13 protein-coding genes and 2 pseudogenes are annotated in these 19,989 nt (G+C 62.8%); 8 read left to right on the forward strand and 7 right to left on the reverse strand.

Annotated features, from left to right (window positions below; all coding sequences use genetic code 11):
* Positions 1 to 41: 41 nt before the first annotated feature.
* On the forward strand, positions 42 to 665 hold the full coding sequence (eda, locus tag VDP79_RS03360) for a bifunctional 4-hydroxy-2-oxoglutarate aldolase/2-dehydro-3-deoxy-phosphogluconate aldolase (RefSeq protein ID WP_323016815.1): 624 nt from the start codon (positions 42 to 44) through the stop codon (positions 663 to 665).
* Between the two features lie 50 nt (positions 666 to 715).
* Here eda and VDP79_RS03365 read toward each other — a convergent pair whose 3' ends face one another.
* Complete coding sequence (locus tag VDP79_RS03365; protein WP_323016816.1) at positions 716 to 1,660, reverse strand: sugar kinase; 945 nt, start codon at positions 1,658 to 1,660, stop codon at positions 716 to 718.
* A gap of 101 nt (positions 1,661 to 1,761) precedes the next feature.
* Between VDP79_RS03365 and VDP79_RS03370 the strand changes: the two genes are divergently transcribed.
* From VDP79_RS03370 to VDP79_RS03380, 3 genes and pseudogenes are all read left to right on the forward strand, one after another.
* A complete protein-coding gene (locus VDP79_RS03370) occupies positions 1,762 to 2,607 on the forward strand; it encodes an SIS domain-containing protein (RefSeq protein ID WP_323016817.1) in 846 nt (281 codons plus the stop codon).
* Positions 2,607 to 6,087 (forward strand): annotated as a pseudogene (mfd, locus tag VDP79_RS03375) (transcription-repair coupling factor). Before VDP79_RS03370 ends, mfd begins: the two are co-directional and overlap by 1 nt.
* 284 nt (positions 6,088 to 6,371) lie before the next feature.
* The gene (locus VDP79_RS03380; RefSeq protein ID WP_323016818.1) at positions 6,372 to 7,259 is read left to right on the forward strand and encodes a type IV toxin-antitoxin system AbiEi family antitoxin; all 888 of its coding nucleotides are present in this window, start codon (positions 6,372 to 6,374) and stop codon (positions 7,257 to 7,259) included.
* Here the strand turns inward: VDP79_RS03380 and VDP79_RS03385 are convergent.
* Complete coding sequence (locus VDP79_RS03385; RefSeq protein WP_323016819.1) at positions 7,236 to 8,105, reverse strand: nucleotidyl transferase AbiEii/AbiGii toxin family protein; 870 nt, start codon at positions 8,103 to 8,105, stop codon at positions 7,236 to 7,238. The genes VDP79_RS03380 and VDP79_RS03385 overlap by 24 nt on opposite strands.
* Before the next feature lie 313 nt (positions 8,106 to 8,418).
* Here VDP79_RS03385 and VDP79_RS03390 point away from each other — a divergent pair.
* From VDP79_RS03390 to VDP79_RS03405, 3 genes and pseudogenes are all read left to right on the forward strand, one after another.
* Positions 8,419 to 10,687 (forward strand): annotated as a pseudogene (locus VDP79_RS03390) (TonB-dependent receptor).
* A 2-nt stretch (positions 10,688 to 10,689) separates the two neighbouring features.
* Positions 10,690 to 11,574 carry a tetratricopeptide repeat protein gene (locus VDP79_RS03400; protein WP_323016821.1) on the forward strand — a complete coding sequence of 295 codons (885 nt, stop codon included), beginning with the start codon at positions 10,690 to 10,692 and terminating at the stop codon, positions 11,572 to 11,574.
* On the forward strand, positions 11,568 to 12,320 hold the full coding sequence (locus tag VDP79_RS03405) for a Fe2+-dependent dioxygenase (protein WP_323016822.1): 753 nt from the start codon (positions 11,568 to 11,570) through the stop codon (positions 12,318 to 12,320). Before VDP79_RS03400 ends, VDP79_RS03405 begins: the two co-directional genes overlap by 7 nt.
* 3 nt (positions 12,321 to 12,323) lie before the next feature.
* Here VDP79_RS03405 and serB read toward each other — a convergent pair whose 3' ends face one another.
* A complete protein-coding gene (gene serB, locus VDP79_RS03410; protein WP_323016823.1) occupies positions 12,324 to 13,175 on the reverse strand; it encodes a phosphoserine phosphatase SerB in 852 nt (283 codons plus the stop codon).
* 104 nt (positions 13,176 to 13,279) lie between these two features.
* Here serB and VDP79_RS03415 point away from each other — a divergent pair, with 104 nt between their 5' ends.
* On the forward strand, positions 13,280 to 14,377 hold the full coding sequence (locus VDP79_RS03415; RefSeq protein ID WP_323016824.1) for an alpha-hydroxy acid oxidase: 1,098 nt from the start codon (positions 13,280 to 13,282) through the stop codon (positions 14,375 to 14,377).
* Between the two features lie 40 nt (positions 14,378 to 14,417).
* Here the strand turns inward: VDP79_RS03415 and VDP79_RS03420 are convergent, their stop codons facing one another.
* From VDP79_RS03420 to nuoL, 4 genes are read right to left on the reverse strand one after another with little or no spacing between them, the layout of a single operon-like run.
* Positions 14,418 to 14,939, reverse strand: a complete 522-nt coding sequence (locus VDP79_RS03420) for a DUF2818 family protein (protein WP_323016825.1) — start codon at positions 14,937 to 14,939, stop codon at positions 14,418 to 14,420.
* Between the two features lie 14 nt (positions 14,940 to 14,953).
* Complete coding sequence (gene nuoN, locus VDP79_RS03425) at positions 14,954 to 16,438, reverse strand: NADH-quinone oxidoreductase subunit NuoN (RefSeq protein WP_323016826.1); 1,485 nt, start codon at positions 16,436 to 16,438, stop codon at positions 14,954 to 14,956.
* A gap of 12 nt (positions 16,439 to 16,450) precedes the next feature.
* The gene (locus tag VDP79_RS03430; protein ID WP_323016827.1) at positions 16,451 to 17,938 is read right to left on the reverse strand and encodes an NADH-quinone oxidoreductase subunit M; all 1,488 of its coding nucleotides are present in this window, start codon (positions 17,936 to 17,938) and stop codon (positions 16,451 to 16,453) included.
* 11 nt (positions 17,939 to 17,949) lie between these two features.
* Positions 17,950 to 19,986, reverse strand: coding sequence for an NADH-quinone oxidoreductase subunit L (nuoL, locus tag VDP79_RS03435; RefSeq protein ID WP_323016828.1), 2,037 nt, complete (start codon positions 19,984 to 19,986; stop codon positions 17,950 to 17,952).
* Between the last annotated feature and the right edge of the window lie 3 nt (positions 19,987 to 19,989).

The raw sequence follows: 19,989 nt of genomic DNA on the forward strand, positions 1-19,989 counted from the left end.
ACTGACCTGCCTTTTCTGATCCGCCACTCACAGGGCCCCGAATGAACGCACTGGAACTTCTCACACACAGCCCGGTCATGCCGGTGATCGTCATTCAGGACACGGAATCAGCGGTGGCGCTGGCCCAGGCACTGGTGGCCGGCGGTATCCGGTCCCTGGAAATCACGCTGCGCTCGCCCGCGGCCCTGGACGCCATCCGCGCCATTCGGGATCAGGTTCCCGATGCGCTGGTGGGTGTGGGGACCGTCCGTACGCCCCGGCAGCTGGACGATGCCTTACAAGCAGGTGCGAGCTTCGGCGTCAGCCCCGGGCTGACCAGCACATTGGCCCAAGCAGCCCGGTCAGCCGGCATTCCCTTTCTGCCCGGCGTAGCCACCGCATCCGAGGCCATGCAGGCCGCCGAATGGGGCTTTACCGTGCAGAAACTGTTTCCCGCAGAAGCCGTTGGCGGCGCCGCCCTGCTGAAATCCTGGCACGGCCCCCTGCCCGAGCTGATGTTCTGCCCCACGGGCGGCATCCATGCGGGCAACGCCGCCAGCTACCTGACCCTGCCCAATGTGGGCTGCGTAGGCGGTTCCTGGCTGACGCCCGCGCAGGCGGTAGCGAATCAGGAATGGGACGCCATCACGCAGCTGGCCCGGCAGGCGTGCGCCTTGGTCAGCTGAGCACAAGCCGGCGGCAATCGGTCCTCGGCAGATGCACCAGACATTCCGCCTTACACACCCGCCGCGACGAGTTCCGCCCGCATCGGCAAACCTTCGGTATCCCCGCTGACCTGCACGGCCCGCGCGCCGATCCAGGCGCCGCGAGCCACGGCGCGGTCCAGCGGCAGGCCTTCCAACAGGCCGCTGATGACCCCTACGGCAAAGCCGTCGCCCGCCCCCACCGTATCCACGATCCGGGCTACCGGGCTGGCAGGCACACGCCCCCGATTCCGCCCATCATCGAAATATGCGCCTTCGGCGCCCAGTTTGACGACGACTACCTGGGCGCCCTGGCCGAGGTAAAAACGGGCAATGTCTTCCGGGCTCTGACAACCGGTCAACAAACGGCCCTCCTCGATCCCCGGCAGCACCCAATCCGCCAGAGCCGCCAGCGCATTGATACCGGCCCGCATGGCTTCGGTGGAGGCCCACAGCGTAGGTCGCAGATTCGGATCGAAGGACACGGTACGACCAGCGCCGCGCATCCAGGTCATGGCCTGCCGGGACAAGGCGAAACTGGCAGCGGACACCCCGGCGAATACACCCGTGGCATGCAGATGGCGCGCCGACACCAGCCAGGGCTGATCAATGTCTTCCGGCCCCATGGCGCTGGCGGCCGAACCCGCCCGGTGATATTCGATCGGCGGATCGCTGCCGTCCGTCACCTGGCCTTTGAACATCATGCCAGTGCGTGCGCCGGGTACCAATGCCGCCTGGGAACAGTCCACGCCTTCGCGGCGGATGCTGTCGAGCAGATAGCGCCCCATGGAATCCTGTCCCAACCGGCTAGCCCAGGCCACTTGCAAGCCCAGGCGGGCCAAGCCGATGGCCACATTGGTCTCGGCCCCCGCCGTGCGCTTGTGAAAGCTCTCGACGGTTTCCAAGGGCCCAGGCTGAGCCGCCACCAACAACAGCATCGCCTCACCAAAGGTGACGACGTCAAACGGACCGCTCATCCCATGTCTCCCTGTCATGTCATAGGATCGAATTATAGTGAAACCGCGGCGCCTCTGATCGTCATCCATCGACCCCACGCGGCCTTTATACTAAGCCACTCATGAGCACCCCCATTCTGCCCGAACTGCGCAACCGCCTGCCTCATCTCAGCAAGGCCGCCGCCCGCGTCGCCCGCCTGATCATCGCCCGGCCGGGCGATGCCGCACGCATGTCCATCGGCGATATCGCCCAGACGGCCGAGGTCAGCGAACCCACCGTGATCCGCTTGTGCCGGACCCTGGGCTACGCCGGCTGGCCGGCCTTCAAGGTTCAGCTGGCGGCCAGCCAGATCCACGGAGTGCCTTATGTGCATTCCGCCCTGACGCCCGGCGACGGCATCCCGGCCCTGACAGGCAAGGTGTTCGATAACGCCGTATCGGCCCTGCTGCGCATCCGCGACGGCCTGGACCCGGGACAGGTGGAATCCGCCATCAAACGGCTGGCGACGGCTCGCCGCATCGAGTTCTACGGCATCGGTAATTCAGGCATCGTCGCCACCGACGCGCAACATAAATTCTTTCGCTTCGACCTGGCGGTCGTAGCCTACGCCGATAGTCATACCCAAAGCATGGCGGCCTCGCTGCTGGGGCCGCGCGACGCCCTGGTAGCGATCTCGCATTCCGGCCGTTCGCGCGAATTGCTGGACGCCGTCACCCTGGCGCATGACAACGGCTGCCCGATCATCGCCATCACGGCATCGGGTTCGCCGCTGGCGGACCTGGCCACCATCCTGCTGCGGGCCGACACCCAGGAAGACACCGAACTCTACAGCCCGATGATCTCGCGCCTGGCGCACCTGACCATCATCGATGTGCTGGCGCTGGGGGTCGCCCTGCACCGCGGCGATCAGGCCAGCCAGGTGCTGGCCAAGACCAAGCAAAGCCTGAAGAACAAACGACAGTCCTGATGCAAGACCTCTCCACCCGATCCGTTTCTCCGGCCCTGCCCACGCTGGCCGCCACCCTGGCCGCGCTGAAGCCCGGCCAGCGCTACGCGCAACCCCGCCCGCCCGGATCCGGCGATGCCCTGTGGCTGGCCGCGCTGGCCCGGCAGGCTCGGCATCCGCTGACCGCATTCTGCGCCGACCCTCTGGCCGCCCAGCGTCTGGCCGAGGAGATCTCCCTGTTCGATCCGGACCTGCGGGTGCGGTTCATGCCGGACTGGGAAACCCTGCCCTACGACAGTTTTTCACCCCACCAGGATCTGATTTCCGAGCGCTTGCGCACCCTGCATGCCCTGGGACAGGGCGTCGTGGACGTGCTGGTCGTTCCGGTCACGACCGCCCTGGTACGCCTGGCGCCGCCGGAATTCCTGGCGGCCTATACCTTTCAGTTTCGCCAGGATGATGCGCTGGACGAAGAACGGCTGCGGGCGCAGCTGACCTTGGCCAACTACAGCCATGTCACACAGGTCAGCGCCCCCGGCGAATTCTGCATCCGGGGCGGCCTGATCGACCTGTTCCCCATGGGTTCGGCCCTGCCTTACCGGATCGATCTGTTCGACCACGAGATCGAATCAATCCGCAGCTTTGACATCGACACCCAGCGCAGCCTGTACCCGGTACGCGAAATCGAGTTGCTGCCTGGCCGCGAATTTCCGATGGACGAGGCCGCCCGCAATCATTTCCGGGCGCGTTTTCGCGAACTATTCGAAGGCGATCCGTCCCGCGCACTGCCCTACAAGGATATCGGCAACGGCATCGCCTTTGCCGGGATCGAATACTACCTGCCGCTGTTCTTCGAGCACACCGCCACCCTGTTCGATTACCTGCCGGCCGACACCCTGGCCGTCACGCTGGGCGACGCCTCCGCCGCCATCGGCCGCTTCACCCAGGATGCGCACAACCGCTGGCAATTCCTGAAATCCGACCCTGAACGGCCCGTCCTGCCGCTGGATGCCCTGTTCCTGGATGACGAGGGCTTTCATGCCCGGTTACGTGATCTGGCCCGCCTGGCCCTGGTGCATGATCAAGCCCATCCGGATTTCGCCGCCTGCCCGGACGTCGCCATCAACCGCCGGGCCGACGATCCCTCTGGCCAGCCTGCGTCGTCATCTGGACACCAGCCCGCTGCGCACCGCAATCTGCGTGGATTCCGCCGGCCGCCGCGAAACCATCACCGAACTGCTGGGCGACTACCGGATCAAGCCCGATGCCGCCTTCGACACCTGGCAGGACTACCTGGACAGCGACGCCCGCTTCGCGCTGATCGTGGCGCCGCTGACCGGCGGCTTCCTAGCGCCCCCGGCCGGCCTGGCCATCCTGACCGAAAACGATCTGTATCCGGCCCAGGCCGCGCGCCCCGCCCGCAGCCGCCGGCGGCGGTTCGAGCAGCACAGCGACATCGATGCCATGGTGCGCGATCTGGCTGAACTGCACGTGGGCGACCCGGTGGTGCATGTGCAGCACGGCATCGGCCGCTACCGGGGCCTGGTCAGCATGGACCTGGGCGACGGCCCGATCGAACTGCTGCACCTGGAATACGCCCGCGAGGCCACTTTATATGTGCCGGTATCGCAACTGCACCTGATCGCCCGCTACAGCGGCGCGGACCCGGACCAGGCCCCGCTGCATCCTCTGGGATCAGGGCAATGGGAAAAAGCCCGCCGCAAAGCTGCCCGCCTGGCCCGCGACACGGCCGCCGAACTGTTGGCCCTGTATGCCAAGCGCGCTGCCCGCGACGGCCTGCACTTCCAATTTCCCGCCCGCGATTACCAGGCCTTCGCGGAAGGCTTCGGCTTCGAGGAGACCCCCGACCAGGCCGCCGCCATCACGGCGGTGATCCAGGACATGACGTCCGGACGCCCCATGGACCGGCTGGTCTGCGGCGATGTGGGTTTCGGCAAGACCGAAGTCGCCCTGCGGGCGGCCTTCCTGGCCGCCATGAACGGGCGCCAGGTCGCGCTGCTGTGCCCCACGACGCTGCTGGCCGAGCAGCACGCGCAGAATTTCGCCACCCGCTTCGCCGACTGGCCGATCCGCATCGCTGAACTCTCACGCTTTCGCACCGGCAAGGAAACCGCCAAGGCCATCGAAGGACTGGCCGACGGGTCGGTGGACATCGTCATCGGCACCCACAAGATCCTGTCCAAGGACATCCGCTACAAACAGCTGGGCCTGGTCATCATCGACGAGGAACACCGTTTCGGCGTACGCCAGAAAGAAGCCCTGAAAGCCTTGCGCGCCGAAGTCGACGTGCTGACCCTGACCGCCACGCCGATCCCCCGCACGCTGGGCATGTCGCTGGAAGGCATCCGCGATTTTTCCGTCATCGCCACTGCGCCGCAGAAACGCCTGGCCATCAAGACTTTCGTGCGCCGCGAAGACGGCAGCACCATCCGCGAAGCCATCCTGCGCGAACTGAAGCGCGGCGGGCAGGTGTACTTCCTGCACAACGAAGTGGAAACCATCGGCAATCGCCGGGCGCGCCTGGAAGAACTGGTGCCCGAAGCCCGCATCGCCGTCGCGCACGGCCAGATGGGCGAGCGCGAACTGGAAGAAGTCATGAAAGGCTTCTACCAGCAGCGCAGCAACGTCCTGCTGTGCACCACCATCATCGAAACCGGCATCGATATTCCTTCGGCCAATACCATCATCATCCATCGCGCCGATAAACTGGGCCTGGCCCAATTGCACCAGCTGCGTGGCCGGGTGGGCCGGTCCCACCATCAGGCCTATGCCTATCTGCTGACCCCCGGCGAAGACGCCATCACCAGCAACGCCAAAAAACGCCTGGAAGCCATCCAGTCCATGGAGGAACTGGGCGCCGGGTTCTTCCTGGCCATGCACGATCTGGAAATCCGCGGCAGCGGCGAAGTGCTGGGCGAATCGCAGTCCGGCAACATCCAGGAAATCGGCTACACCCTGTACAACGACATGCTGGCCGAAGCCGTGCGCGCGTTGAAATCCGGCGAAGAGCCGGATCTGGACAGCCCCTTTGGCATGCAGTGCGAAATCAATCTGCACGCCCCCGCCCTGCTGCCCTCGGACTACTGCGCCGATGTGCAGGCCCGTCTGGGGCTCTACAAGCGACTGGCGCACGCCGCCGATGCCGATGCCCTGACGCTGATCCAGGAAGAGCTGATCGACCGCTACGGCAAGCTGCCCGAAGCGGGCCAGACACTGCTGTCCCTGCACCGCCTGCGCCTGCTGGCCCAATCCCTGGGCGTCATCAAGGTCGATGCCGGGGAATCCCAGGCCTCCATCCAGTTTTCCGCCCAACCCAAGGTCGAGCCGCTGCGTGTGATCGAACTGGTCCAGCAAGACCGGCAGGTACGCCTGAACGGCCCGGACCGGCTGAAGATCAGCTTCGGCGGCGCAGTGGATGTGCCCGGCCGGGTGCAGAAACTGCGCGGCCTGCTGCAACGTCTGGGCGGCGCGGCGGCGTAAACGGCTGAACAACAGCCAACGACAAGGTCACCTCCCATGCCGGGTCTCAACGTTAAGGCGCCAGTTCAATTAAACCTGTCTTACGAAGTATATATACTTCGTAAGACGCGTACGTATTTCTGCAAAATACCACTCTGTCGGCTTCCAACCATCATCTAGCTTGACGGCCTTCCTCTATGCAGAGCAAGCAATCCTCGACCAAAGGCCCTGCTTTTCTAGCTAGTGCGCTTACTAAAAACAAAATATACTGTGAAGTATATATACTTCACAGTACGATCAATACAATGGCCAACCAATCACGGATCCAGATTGCCAAACCGGACATCGTCCGCTGCCTAGACGGACAGCCTGCGCCCGTCTTCAAATTAAGTGATCTCAAGCGAATTCTGTCTGAGCAACGACAGGGGTGGCGCCTGGCTCAACGCACCACGACACAGGACTTCATAGACTTCCTGGAACAGCACGGAAAACTCACAACGTTCCACTTTCCTTTCCCCCATCGCGAAGAAACACGGTTTGTCTGGGGTTCCGTCCCCTTGCTCGAAGTCCTGTCGACACTCAAACCCCGCTGCTATTACAGCCATTACACAGCGATGCGCATGCATGGCCTAACCGAGCAGATTCCCAAGACGATCTATCTGAACCACGAACAACACCTCAAGAGCCAGTCCACAGGCGGCCTGGCCCAGGAACGAATCGACGCCGCCTTCAGACGCAAGGCACGTGAATCCAATAACGTCATCGACTTCAGAGGGGCCAGGATTTACCTGATCAATGGAAAGAACACGGCTGAACTTGGCGTGACCTCCGAATCCGTGACATATGACAGCGATACATCGGTTACGGTCCGCCTGACCAGCCTGGAACGCACACTGATCGACATCGCCGTACGCCCAGCCTACGCAGGCGGAATTTTCGAGGTGATGAAGGCTTTTCGACTTGCCAAAGAACACGCATCGGTCAATGCCCTGGCCGCTATGCTGCAAACAATAGACCACACCTATCCCTACCACCAGGTGATCGGGTTCTATCTAGAACGCGCCGGCTACCGGTCCAGCCAGCTAGACCTGATCAAGCGGTTTCCAATGCGCTACGACTTCTACCTGGCACACGGAATGAAAGACATGCACTACATCGACAGCTGGCGCCTATATATCCCAAAGGGGCTTTAGCCGCCCAACCAGGTCGAGCGTGAAGTCGAAATAGGTATCGAACGCCTCAAGGACGATATCTGGACTCATGGTCGCCTGCACGGCGGCGAAATCTGCACGATGGAACTCACGGTAGTGCTGAATACGACCAATCAACGACAGCGGAACCCGTTTGCGGTCAAACATTTCCGCGATCATTTCTTGATGCCTGTCAGTGATGAGATCCAGGCCCAATATCGTGACCAGATAGTAGATATCTACAAAATCACGAGCACGAGCACCCCCTGGGCGCGCCCTACGGATGATGGGGCTGTATTCCGGCATCTGCTGACAGATTGCCCTCAGCTTCTCACAGACAATCATATCGGGGGAATACACATAGATGATGTACCCCTCGAATTCCACGCTCTGCTTATGATCGACATATTCATGCCGACTGACATCAATCAGGAACTTCTTGCCCCTACCAAGATTGAGTGCATACTTGCGCAACGCGTCAACGTTCGGGCTATGCTCCTGATAGAGCGCCTCGCTGATCAGCTTGAACTCAATGCCATAGCCTCCCCAGAAACCGGCCATATCCTCGCTTAGATGCCCCGGCTTTTCGAGCATTCTCAGATCGAAGACTCGATACCCGTCCATACGGAAAGTCCGGACCAAGGCTCGATCCATGAGCCGACACAGCGCATCGGCGCCTCCGGGAAAATCGCCCGGCATTGAGAAATCAATATCGACCGACGCCCGCGCGGTGATCTGATGGATGAGATCAACGGCATTACCGCCCTTGAGGACCAAATTCTCGAACAGCAAGTCGTCAGACAGAACGGCCTTGACGACGGTCCGTTTGATCCGATCGATGGACAGCACAGGGGGTGAGCCTCTATTGCTCATGGGCTACGCACTCTTCCGAAAGCATCCACGCCTCAACCGCCGGATCCCTCGGCTCTCGCAATGCGCAATGGCCCGCAGAGAGCTGGGAACCAGTCCAGAAGGTTGTAGGACTAGGATAACAGAGGATAGATTGTCAGGACTATGCCGGACGATCCGGCGGCACACTATGTGCAACTCAATCCGTCTGCACCATTTCTCCACCACTTGTATTGAGAACAATTCTTGTTTAGAATTCATACCCTAATTGAGAATGATTTTCATGACATTTATCATTTGAAGGAGAATTTGCGTGGAAGATACCCTAGAGCCCAGAGCCGGAAAGCTGGCAGGCGGCCTGGTTGCGGCGCTGGCCACTCCCGGCCTGTTCCTGCTGCCGCAGGCTGCACAGGCCCAGAACACGGATCCGGCTCAGCTCAGCCCCATCAAGGTCCAGGGCGAAAATCCTGCGCCGTTCTTGGTGAAGGCCTCCGCTTCCGACAAATTCACGGCGCCGGTGCTCGACACCGCCAAATCCCTGCAGATCATCCCCAAAGAACTGATCCAGAGCCAGGCCGCCACCACATTGACCGATGTGCTGCGCAATTCGCCGGGCATCACCTTCGGTGCAGGCGAAGGCGGCAACCCGCTGGGCGACCGCCCCTTCATCCGCGGCTATGACGCCCAATCCAGCACCTTCGTCGACGGCATGCGCGATATCGGTGCGGCATCCCGTGAAGTCTTCAACCTGGAACAGGTCGAGGTCATCAAAGGCGCCGACGGCGCCTACGCGGGCCGGGGCGGCGCGGGCGGCAGCATCGACCTGATCAGCAAGACCGCGAAACTGCGCGACTTCACCGATGTATCCGTGGGCGCAGGCACCGCCAAATATTTCCGCCAGACCGTGGACAGCAACTGGCAGCTGGGCGAGACCACCGCCTTTCGCCTGAATGCGATGAACCACAGCCAGGACGTCGATGGCCGCGATGCCGTGGACTACCAGCGCTGGGGTGTGGCGCCGACGATCTCCTTCGGCTTGGGTACGCCCACACGCGTGACGCTGAGCTACTTCCACATGGAGTCAGACGATACGCCGGACAGCGGGATTCCGTATACCTATTCGAAGGACTCAAGATTCCACCGGACGCCCGTCGACGTAGATCGTGACAATTTCTACGGGCTGGACAGCGACTATCGCCGCACGCGCAACGATATGGGCACACTGCGCATCGAGCACGATTTCAGGGACACCCTGACGCTGCGTAACCAGACCCGCTACACACGGGGCACGCAACGCTATGTGGTGACCCAGCCGGACGATAGCAAAGGCAACGTCAACAACGGCATGGTCTGGCGCCGCATGAACAGCCGCGACAGCCGGGTCAGCACCTGGGCCAATCAGACGGAGCTGCTGGGCGAATTCCGCACCGGGCAACTGAAGCACCGCTTCCTGACGGGGATTGAGCTATCGATGGAAGATGGGCGCAAGGATAGTCTGGATATAAATCGAACCAGCAATTTCGCAGACCCCAAAAAACCTATCTGCACGACAACGGGCGCAGGCTCCAACTACAACTGCACCAGCCTCTACAACCCCAACCCCAATGACCCCTGGGTCAATAGCGGCAGCGGCGGCCCCGTCGGCAAGCCCACCTACACCCGCACCCAGACCAAATCGATCTACGGCTTTGACACCATCGAATTCAATGAACAGTGGCAGGCGACGCTGGGCCTGCGGGTGGACGACTACGCGACCCGGTTGAGCCAGTTCGAGAAAGACCGTATCGACCGCCACGACACCCTATTCAACTATCAGTTGGGTCTGGTGTACAAGCCTGCTGCCAACGGCAGCATCTACGCGTCTTTCGGCACCTCGTCCACGCCTGCGGGTGCAACCCTTGGCGAAGGCAGCGAAAGCCAGAGCCTGACGCCGGGGCGCAACAACAGCGGTCTCAATGCCGAAGATTTGGCCCCGGAAAAGAACCGCACGATGCAGAACTGGGCACCAAGTGGGATTTCCTGGACGGACGCCTGGGCCTGACCGCCGCCGTGTTCCGCGTGGAAACCACCAATGCCCGTATCACCCAGGCCAACGGGGACTATACGATGGCTGGCAAGAAGCATGTAGATGGTTTTGAGCTTGGGCTTTCCGGCAGCATCACCCCCCAATGGCAGATGTACGGCGGCTACACCTACCTGAAGAGCCGCATCGCCGAAAACGGAAACGGCAAAGACAGAAGCGGTCGATTCCGCGTCGAGGACGAAGGCAACGCCTTCCCCAACACACCGGAAAGCACAGCTTCAGCCTGTGGAACACCTACGCCTTTACGCCGCAATTGGCAGCCGGCGTCGGCGCCTACTTCGTGGGCAAGCAGTACGGCAACACCGCCAACACCATCACCATCCCATCCTACTGGCGCTTCGACGCCATGGCCGGCTACAAGTTCAGCAAGACCGTGGACCTGCAGATCAACGTGAACAATCTGTTCAACAAGACCTACTACGACAAGGCCTACGCCTCGCACTATGCCTCGATCGCTCCGGGGCGCTCTGCGGTCGCCACACTGAACCTGCACTTCTGATCATGAGCTGCCCTGCCTTCGCCCCGCAGACCGAAGGCGCGCCGCCTTCCACCGGCGCGCTGGACAGCCACGCCATCAATCGGGCGGACCCGTCCGCCTTGGCAGCCGACCTGCAGCGCATCCTGGCCGGCCCGCCCGCACAGGCGGCTATCACCCTGAAAGCCGCCGCCGAAGGCGGTGTCGCCCAGGCGCAACTGGTCTATGGGCAATGGCTGCTGGACGGTCGGGGCGTTGCCTGCGACCCAGGGCAGGCGGTGCAATGGTTCGAGCATGCCAGCCGCCACGGCAACCCCATGGCCCTGAATATGCTGGGCCAATGTCACGCCCACGGCTGGGGTCTGCCGCAAAATGTCTTCATGGCAACCTACTGGTTTCGCCTGGCGGCCATCGGCGGCCTGGACTGGGGCATGTACAACTACGCTACCGCACTATCTCTTGGCCAAGGCATCGCCAGCGACCGCACGGCCGCGCTGGACTGGTTCCGCAAAGCGGCCGCGCTGGGCCATGCCAAATCCATGAATATGATCGGCAGTTTCTACGAAGACGGCTGGGTAGTCCGGCAGGATGCGGGCCGGGCGCTGGACTGGTATCAGCAGGCGGCTGCCGGCGGTGATTTTCGCGGGCAGTTCAACAGCGCCCGCCTGCTGCTGGCGCAAGGCCGGATCCAGGCTGCCCTATCCTGGCTGGAAAGGGTCCCCGACACGGCCACTCCGGCCTTTCTGCAGCAGGCCTCAACCTGGCTGCATACATATCTGGCGGCTCTGCCGGCGGCACCGGATCCAGACCACAGCCCTGACTGCGCTGCCCGGCTGATGCAATTGGCCAAGCGCTACGCACACCATCCGGGAACGCCCGCGCCCGGCTCTACTCTGACGACCCGATGCTGATCACGATTCCCGACCTGCTGAGCGCAGAACACGTACAGCGTTGCCGCCAGGCCCTGGCGTCCGCCGACTGGACGAACGGCAACCGCACGGCAGGCCATGTCGCCGCCCACGTCAAGGCCAACCGCCAGCTGACGCTGGACGACCCGATTGGCCGACAGATCGGCGATCTGATCGTCCAGGCGCTGCGGCAACACCCGGTATTCCAGTCAGCCGCCCTGCCCGCCCACATCCTGCCACCGCGCTTCAATCGCTACGAAGGCGGCGAGCACTACGGTTTTCATATCGACAACGCTGTGTTCAGGCTGCCGGCCCGTCCACGAACCGGCCCGGCACATGCTGATGATGCAAGCCGATCCCAAAGCGGTCTGCAGGCCGAAGGGCCGTCATCGGGCCTGCTGCGCACAGACATCTCCACCACCGTGTTCTTCAGCGACCCCAGCGAATACGAGGGCGGCGAGCTGATCATCCAGGACACCTACGGCGAACAGCGCGTGAAACTGCCCGCCGGCCAGGCCGTGGTCTACCCCGGCACCAGCCTGCATCGGGTCACCCCCGTCACGCAAGGCGTGCGCTACGGCTCGTTTTTCTGGACGCAAAGTCTGGTGCGCGATGACACGCAACGCAGCATCCTGCTGCAACAGGACATCGCCATCCAGCGCCTGATCCAATCCGGCGGCGATCCCGACACCATCAGCCAGCTGACCGGCGTGTATCACAACCTGCTGCGCCTGTGGGCCGAGCCATAACGTCTAATGCTGCCGCCGAAACCAGTTCAGCACGGCATCCAGAGGGCTGACATCCAAGGCAAAGCGCGCCTGTTCACGCACGACGGGCTTGGCGCGGTAGGCGACGGAATAATAGGCCTGGGCCATCATCGGCAGGTCGTTGGACCCATCCCCCAGCACAATGATCTGTTCGGGCGCCGCCCCGACGGACTGCGCCAGCGCCTGCACATGGCGGGCCTTCGCAGCGCCGTCCACGATGTCGCCCAGCACCTGCCCCGTCAACACGCCGTCTACGACCTCCAAGGTATTGGCATGGGTCTGGTCCAACATCAGCCCTCGACGCAGGCGCTCGGTAAAGAAGGTGAACCCGCCCGACACCAGCAGCGTCTTCAGGCCATGCGCACGGGCGGCTTCGATCAGGTTTTCAGCGCCTGGATTCAGGCGCAAGCGCTGCGTGAAGACGGCTTCCAGCGCCGATTCCGGCACGCCTTTCAACAAGGCCACCCGACGGCGCAGGCTCTCGGAAAAATCCTTGATCTCGCCGCGCATGCTGGCCTCGGTGATCGCGGCGACTTCCGCCTTGCGGCCCACGGCGTCGGCGATTTCATCGATGCACTCGATATTGATCAGCGTGGAATCCATATCCATCGCCAGCACCTTGCAGTCAGCCAGCCGATGGATGGCAGCCAGCCAGGCCGCATCCATATGCGCCGCCTGCGCCATGGGTATGAATTCCTCGCGGGTGGACGGGTCCACATTCAGCAGACGGATCGCCGTGGGGCTCAGTTCCTGCACGCCTTCCGCACAGGCGACTGCCGCCAGCCGTTCGACGTCCGCCGCCAGCAGGCGCGGCGCCTGCAAGATAATATGTGCCATGAATCCGGTCTCCACAATGGTGCGCGGCCATTTTACCCGCCTGACGGAACACTCTCCGCGATCCTGAGCAGAGCAGACCGATCCGGCCACCGATAAGCTTTCCGATGCACGCTCCGACACCTCCGCTTCCCCGCTGCGCCCAGGATTACGCCAACCTTGCCCGCGCACGGCTGGAACCCTCGACCTGGGCCTGGCTGGAGTCCGGCGGCGCGGATGAAATCACGGCCCAGGCCAATCGGGCCGCCTACGCCGCCGTGCGCCTGCGCAGCCGTGCGCTGCGACCCATGGCGGGGGCGCACACGGGCCTGACGCTGCTGGGCCAGGCACTGAAGCATCCCATCCTGATCGCGCCCACCGCCTGGCACGGCCTGCTGCATCCCGAGGCGGAATGCGCCACAGCGTTGGCGGCGGCGGCCACCGGCACGCCCTATATTGTCAGCGCCCAATCCGGCACGCCCATCGAAACCCTGGCCGCCCTGCCGGGCCCGCCGACACTTTGGTTTCAGCTCTATGCCCAGACGCGCCGCGCGGACACACTGACGCTGGCCCGCCGCGCCGTCCAAGCCGGCGCTCAAGCCCTGGTCCTGACAGTGGACGCCCCGGTCAATGGCGTGCGCAATGCCGAACAGCGCAGCGGCTTTCAGCGACCAGACCATATCCGTTCCGTGCACCTGGACGGCTTGTCGCCCGCCGCCGCACGGCCCGTCCCCCCCGGCGGCAGCCCCTTATTCGACAGCGGCCTGTTGGACGCTGCGCCGACCTGGGATGACGTCGCCTGGCTGCGGGCGCAACTGCCCGACACGGCCTTGTGGCTGAAAGGCATCCTGGACCCGGAGGATGCCCGTACTGCCGTCGCACACGGCATCGATGGCCTGATCGTCTCCAACCACGGCGGCCGCTGCCTGGATACCCTGCCCTCCACGCTGGACGCGCTGCCAGGCATCACACAGGCGGTCGGCGGCCATGTCCCTATCCTGATGGACGGAGGCATATGCAGAGGGACGGACATCCTGAAAGCGCTGGCGCTGGGCGCCCAGGCCGTCTTGATCGGACGTCCCGTACTGCACGCCCTGGCCGTGGATGGCGCAAGCGCTGTCGCGCACCTGATTCAGATTTTGCGGGGGGAACTGGAAGTCGCCATGGCGTTGACAGGCTGCCGCACCCTGGCTGACATCGGCCCGGACACGCTCTGGGACCGATAAAAACAAACCCGCCGCAGCGGGTCTATTCACACAAGGCGCCCTAACGCCGCCGCCGCTGCATCATGTAGCGCCAGACAAAACCCGGATAGCCCAGCACCACAAACAGGGCCAGGGTCACGGCATAGAATTCCCAGCCCTGGGGAAAGGCGTTGCCCATATCCAGTTCCATCGTGAAGCCCAGCGTGCCGATCATCAGGTAGCCGACCATGGCTTCCAGCAGGCGGTCGATAAAGGGCTTGCCGGACGGCGCGTCTTTACCCGCCAGGACGCCGGGCAGATACAGCAACAGCGCCGCCAGCGCGATGCTGATCAACAGCTTCACCACGAACAGCGCGCTGCCGACCCCGATAAAGGCGCCGCCAGCCAGTTGGACGGTACCCCAGGACCAGAGCGCCAAGAAGCCCACAAACCCCAGGCCGGCGATCCAGCGCAAGGAACCGTTCAAGGACTGGAAAGCCCGCCCCCAGGGCCAGGGGGCCAGAGGGCGTTCCAGCAAGAAAGGCAGGTTGGCCGTCGCCAAAGCGCCCAGAATCACCAACCAGACCGCGAGCGTCAGGGTCATGAAGCGTCAGATCCTTAGAAGCGCAGCGACTGCTGAATCACACTGATGCACAGCGTCATCAATCCGCCGGGCAGAATCCCCAGACCGATCACCAGCAGGCCATTCAAGGACATGACACCGCGCGTGGCGACCGTGCCGGAACTGAGCGTGACACCGTCGTCAGGTTCGTCGAAGTAGGCCATCTTGACCACCCGCAGGTAGTAGAACGCGCCGATCACCGACATCAGCACGGCAAACACCGCCAGCGCCACATGACCGGCGCCCACCAAGGCCTGCAACACGACGAGCTTGGCATAGAAGCCCGACAGCGGCGGAATCCCCGCCAGCGAGAACATGGACAGCATCAGCACGCCGGCCAGCAGCGGATTGCGGCGATTCAGGCCCTTCAGGTCAGCGATTTGCTCGCACTCGAAGCCCTGGCGCGACATCAGCATGATCAGGCCGAAGGTGGACAGCGTCGTCAGCACATAGATGACGATGTAGAACAGCGACGCGCCATAGGCGGCAGAACTGGCGCCCGCCTGGCCTTCGTACACGCCCGACAGCAGGCCCAGGAACACGAAGCCCATGTGCGAGATGGTCGAATACGCCAGCATGCGCTTGAAGTTGGTCTGGGCGATCGCCACGATATTGCCGATGGCCAGCGACAGAGCCGCCATGATCAGCAGCATGGGCTGCCAGTCGACGGCGATGCCGTGCAGGGCCTCGATCAGCAGGCGCAGGGTAATGGCAAAGGCGGCGAATTTCGGCGCAGACCCCACCAGCAGCGTCACCGTGGTCGGCGCCCCCTGATAGACGTCGGGCGTCCACATATGGAACGGCGCTGCCGTCAGCTTGAAGGCCAGGCCGGACACGATGAACACCACGCCGAACACCAGCGGCAGGCGCTGGGCGCCGCCGTCGCGGATGACCTGGGCGATTTCCGCCAGGCCCAGCTGGCCGGTGGCGCCATAGATCATGGACATGCCGTACAACAGGATGCCGGACGCCAGGCAACCCAACACGTAGTATTTCATGGCGGCTTCGGTGGCCGGCAGGTGATCCCGGCGCAGAGCGACCAGCGCATACAGCGCGAAGGACATCAGTTCCACGCCCAGATACACGGTCAGCATGCTGCCGGCCGAGATCATGACGAATTCACCCAGCAGCATCAGCAAGGTCAGGGAATAGAGTTCCCCGCCCCGCGTCATCATGTCGCGTTTTTCCGCATAGGCGCGGCCATAGATCAAGGTGACCGCCACTGCGATGGCCGACAGGATCTTCAGGAAATGGCCCAGGGAATCCGCCACATACAAGCCGCTGAACGTGCGCCCCTGCACCCCCTCGCCCCACTGTCCCCAGGACACCAGGACCGTCACCAACAAGGCGCCCATGGTCAGCATAAAGGTCATGCGCCGCTGGGGTTCGTTGCCGAAGGCATCGATCAGCAGCACTGCCCCGGTCAGCACCAGCAGAACAATCTCGGGGGTCGCCAGTGCGAAGTCGAAAAGATTTTGCATCGTGATTCCGGTCTACAGTTTGGATTGAGCGACGTGATCCAGCAGCGCTTGCACTGAAGGGTGCATCAGATCCGTGAAGAAGCTGGGATAAATCCCCATGAACAGCGTAAAGATCGCCAACAGGCCCAGGATCAGGAATTCCCGGCGGTTGATGTCCTGCATGCCGTCCACCTGTTCGTTGGCCACCGGGCCGAAGGCCACGCGCTTGACCATCCACAGGGAATAGCCCGCGCCCCAGATCAGGGCTGACGCCGCCAGCAGGCCGATCCAGAAGTTGTACTGCACGGCGCCCAGGATGACGGTGAACTCACCGACGAATCCGCTGGTGCCCGGCAAGCCGGCATTGGCCATGGAAAACAGCACGAAGAACGTCACGAAGCGCGGCATGCGGTTGACGATGCCGCCGTAGGCATCGATGCGGCGCGTGTGCAGGCGGTCGTACATGACGCCGATACACATGAACATGGCGCCCGACACAAAGCCGTGCGAGATCATCTGGATGATGGCGCCTTCCAGGCCGGTCACGTTGAAGACGAAAAAGCCCAGGGTGACAAAGCCCATGTGCGCCACGGACGAATAGGCCACCAGCTTTTTCATGTCGTCCTGGACGATGGCGACCAGCCCGATGTAGATCACCGCCACCAGCGACAGGGCGATCATCATGCCTGCCAGGCTGTGGGCAGCATCCGGCGTGATCGGCAGCGAGAAGCGCAGGAATGCGTAGGCGCCGAGTTTCAGCATGATGGCCGCCAGCACGATGGACCCGCCCGTCGGGGCTTCCACGTGGGCATCCGGCAGCCAGGTATGGATCGGCCACATCGGGATCTTGACGGCAAAGGCGGCGAACAGCGCGATGAAGACGAACATCTGTTCTGTGTAGCTGAGCGGCAGCTGATGCCAGGTGGCGATGTCAAACGACCCGCCCGATGCATGCCACAGATAGATGAAGGCGATCAGCGTCAGCAGCGAACCCAGCAGCGTGTACAGAAAGAACTTGAACGCGGCATAGACCCGGTTCGGCCCGCCCCAGGCGCCGATGATGATGTACATCGGGATCAGGGTGGCTTCGAAGAACACGTAGAACAGCATGCCGTCCAGCGCGCTGAACACGCCGATCATCAGTCCTGACAGGATCAGGAAGGCCGCCATGTACTGGGCCACGCGGGATTTGATGATTTCCCAGCCGGCCAGGATCACGATGATGGTGATGAAGGCCGTCAGCAGCACGAACCAGACCGAGATCCCGTCGATGCCCAGGTGGTAGTTCAGGTTGAAGGCCTCGATCCACGGCGTGTTTTCGACGAACTGCATGTCCGCCGTCTTGGCATTGAAGCCCGTGTACAGAGGAATCGTCACCAGCAGGCCCACGATGGACCCGACCAGCGACAGCACCCGGGCAGGACCCGGATTGTCATCCCTGCCGACCAGCAGCACCAGCAGCCCGAACATGATCGGGACGAAGATCGACAGAGTCAGCCAGGGGAGTGTTGAAGACGCCATTTCGCTAGCCATCAATGAACCATCAGGACGAAGAATGTGAGAAACACCATGATGCCGATGATCATGGCGAAGGCGTAGTGGTAGATGTAGCCGGACTGCAGCAGACGCGTCGTGGCGGCGGCAGCCCCCACCAGACGCGCACTGCCATTGACGAGCAGACCGTCGATGATGCCGCGATCACCGCCCTGCCACAGGCCGCGACCCAGACTGCGGGCAAAGCGGGCCAGGACTTGTTCGTTGAACCAGTCGAAGTAGTACTTGTTGTCCAGCAGACGGTACACCGGGGCGAAAGCACGGGCGATCGCCGCCGGCACGGCCGGATTGATCAGCCAGCAATACCAGGACACCACGAAACCGGCCAGCAGCAACAGGAAGGGCACGGACGTCAGGCCATGCAGCCCGAAGCCCACCCAGCCGTGCCATTCCTCGGCCAGCGCCGCCATGGCCGGATGCTGCGCCAGCACCGTGATGGACTTGCCGAAATAGCCATTGAACAGCAGCGGATCGACGAACCAGACGCCCGCCACGATCGACATGACCGCCAGGAGGGACAGCGGCAGCGTGACCACCCAGGGCGATTCCTTGGGCTTGGCGCCATGCAGAGCATGAATGCCGGGGCCGTCGCCATGATTGGTCCAATGGCCCTCGCCATGGTCATGGCCGTGATCCTCGTGATCCGGATAGCGTTCCTTGCCGTGAAAGACCAGGAAATACAGGCGGAAGGAATACAGCGAGGTCACGAACACGCCCGTCAGCGTCAGGGCGTAGGCAAAGCCCGCGCCCGGGATATTCGCCGCACCGGCGGCCGCGATGATGCTTTCCTTGGAATAAAAACCCGAGAAAAACGGCGTACCCACCAGCGCCAGCGTGCCGATCAGCATGGTGATCCAGGTGATCGGCATGCGCTTCCACAGGCCGCCCATATGGCGCATGTCCTGATCGTGCAGCATGCCCATGATGACCGAGCCGGCCCCCAGGAACAACAGGGCCTTGAAGAAGGCGTGCGTCATCAGGTGGAAGATCGCCACCGAATAGGCGGATGCGCCCAGCGCCACCACCATGTAACCCAGCTGCGACAGCGTGGAATAGGCCACGACACGCTTGATGTCGTTTTGCACCACGCCCAGGATGCCCAGGAACAGCGCGCCGAAGGCGCCGATCACCATGATGACCGACAGCGCGGTTTCGCTCAGTTCATAGACCGGCGAGAAACGGGCCACCATGAAGATCCCGGCCGTCACCATGGTGGCGGCGTGGATCAGGGCGGAAATCGGGGTCGGGCCTTCCATGGAGTCGGGCAGCCAGACGTGCAACGGCGCCTGGGCGGATTTGCCCATGGCGCCCACGAACAGGCACAGGCAGGCGACCGTCAGCATCTGCCAGTCGGTGCCCGGGAAGACGATGGCGCCCAGTTTGTCGGCTTGGGCGAAGACTTCGCCATAGTGCAGGCTGCCGGCATAGGCGTACAACAGGCCGATGCCCAGCACGAAACCGAAATCCCCCACCCGGTTGACCATGAAGGCCTTCATGTTGGCGAACACGGCCGACGGCTTGGAATAATAGAAACCGATCAGCAAATAGGACACCAGGCCCACGGCTTCCCAGCCGAAGAACAGCTGCAGCATGTTGTTCGCCATCACCAGCATCAGCATGGAGAACGTGAACAGCGAGATATAGGAGAAGAAACGGTTGTAGCCGGGGTCTTCGGCCATGTAGCCGACCGTGTAGATGTGCACCATCAGCGACACGCCGGTGACCACCACCATCATCAGCGCCGACAGCGGATCGATCAGGAAACCGACCTCGTATTTGATGGAGCCGATCATGGTCCAGGTGTAGATCGTGCCGTCGAAGGTCTGCCCGTCCAGCACCTGCTGCAAGACGATGAGCGAACCCACGAAGGACACCGCCACCCCCAGGATGGCCAGGGTGTGCGTTCCCCGGCGGCCCAGCCACGAACCCATGAAACCAGTGGCGAAAAACCCGATCAGCAGGGCCGTTGCCAGCGGCGCCAGGGCAATCAATAGATAGAGACTTTGCGCAGTCATGAC

The sequence above is a fragment of the Castellaniella sp. genome (assembly GCF_034675905.1).
Classification (GTDB): domain Bacteria; phylum Pseudomonadota; class Gammaproteobacteria; order Burkholderiales; family Burkholderiaceae_B; genus Castellaniella.

Coding starts and splice junctions, on each gene's coding strand:
- nuoL (WP_323016828.1), bottom strand. CDS start 19,986: ATGACTGCGCAAAGTCTCTATCTATTGATTGCCCTGGCGCCGCTGGCA.
- VDP79_RS03430 (WP_323016827.1), bottom strand. CDS start 17,938: ATGGCGTCTTCAACACTCCCCTGGCTGACTCTGTCGATCTTCGTCCCG.
- VDP79_RS03400 (WP_323016821.1), top strand. CDS start 10,690: ATGAGCTGCCCTGCCTTCGCCCCGCAGACCGAAGGCGCGCCGCCTTCC.
- VDP79_RS03365 (WP_323016816.1), bottom strand. CDS start 1,660: ATGAGCGGTCCGTTTGACGTCGTCACCTTTGGTGAGGCGATGCTGTTG.
- VDP79_RS03370 (WP_323016817.1), top strand. CDS start 1,762: ATGAGCACCCCCATTCTGCCCGAACTGCGCAACCGCCTGCCTCATCTC.
- nuoN (WP_323016826.1), bottom strand. CDS start 16,438: ATGCAAAATCTTTTCGACTTCGCACTGGCGACCCCCGAGATTGTTCTG.
- serB (WP_323016823.1), bottom strand. CDS start 13,175: ATGGCACATATTATCTTGCAGGCGCCGCGCCTGCTGGCGGCGGACGTC.
- VDP79_RS03380 (WP_323016818.1), top strand. CDS start 6,372: ATGGCCAACCAATCACGGATCCAGATTGCCAAACCGGACATCGTCCGC.
- VDP79_RS03415 (WP_323016824.1), top strand. CDS start 13,280: ATGCACGCTCCGACACCTCCGCTTCCCCGCTGCGCCCAGGATTACGCC.
- VDP79_RS03420 (WP_323016825.1), bottom strand. CDS start 14,939: ATGACCCTGACGCTCGCGGTCTGGTTGGTGATTCTGGGCGCTTTGGCG.
- VDP79_RS03405 (WP_323016822.1), top strand. CDS start 11,568: ATGCTGATCACGATTCCCGACCTGCTGAGCGCAGAACACGTACAGCGT.
- eda (WP_323016815.1), top strand. CDS start 42: ATGAACGCACTGGAACTTCTCACACACAGCCCGGTCATGCCGGTGATC.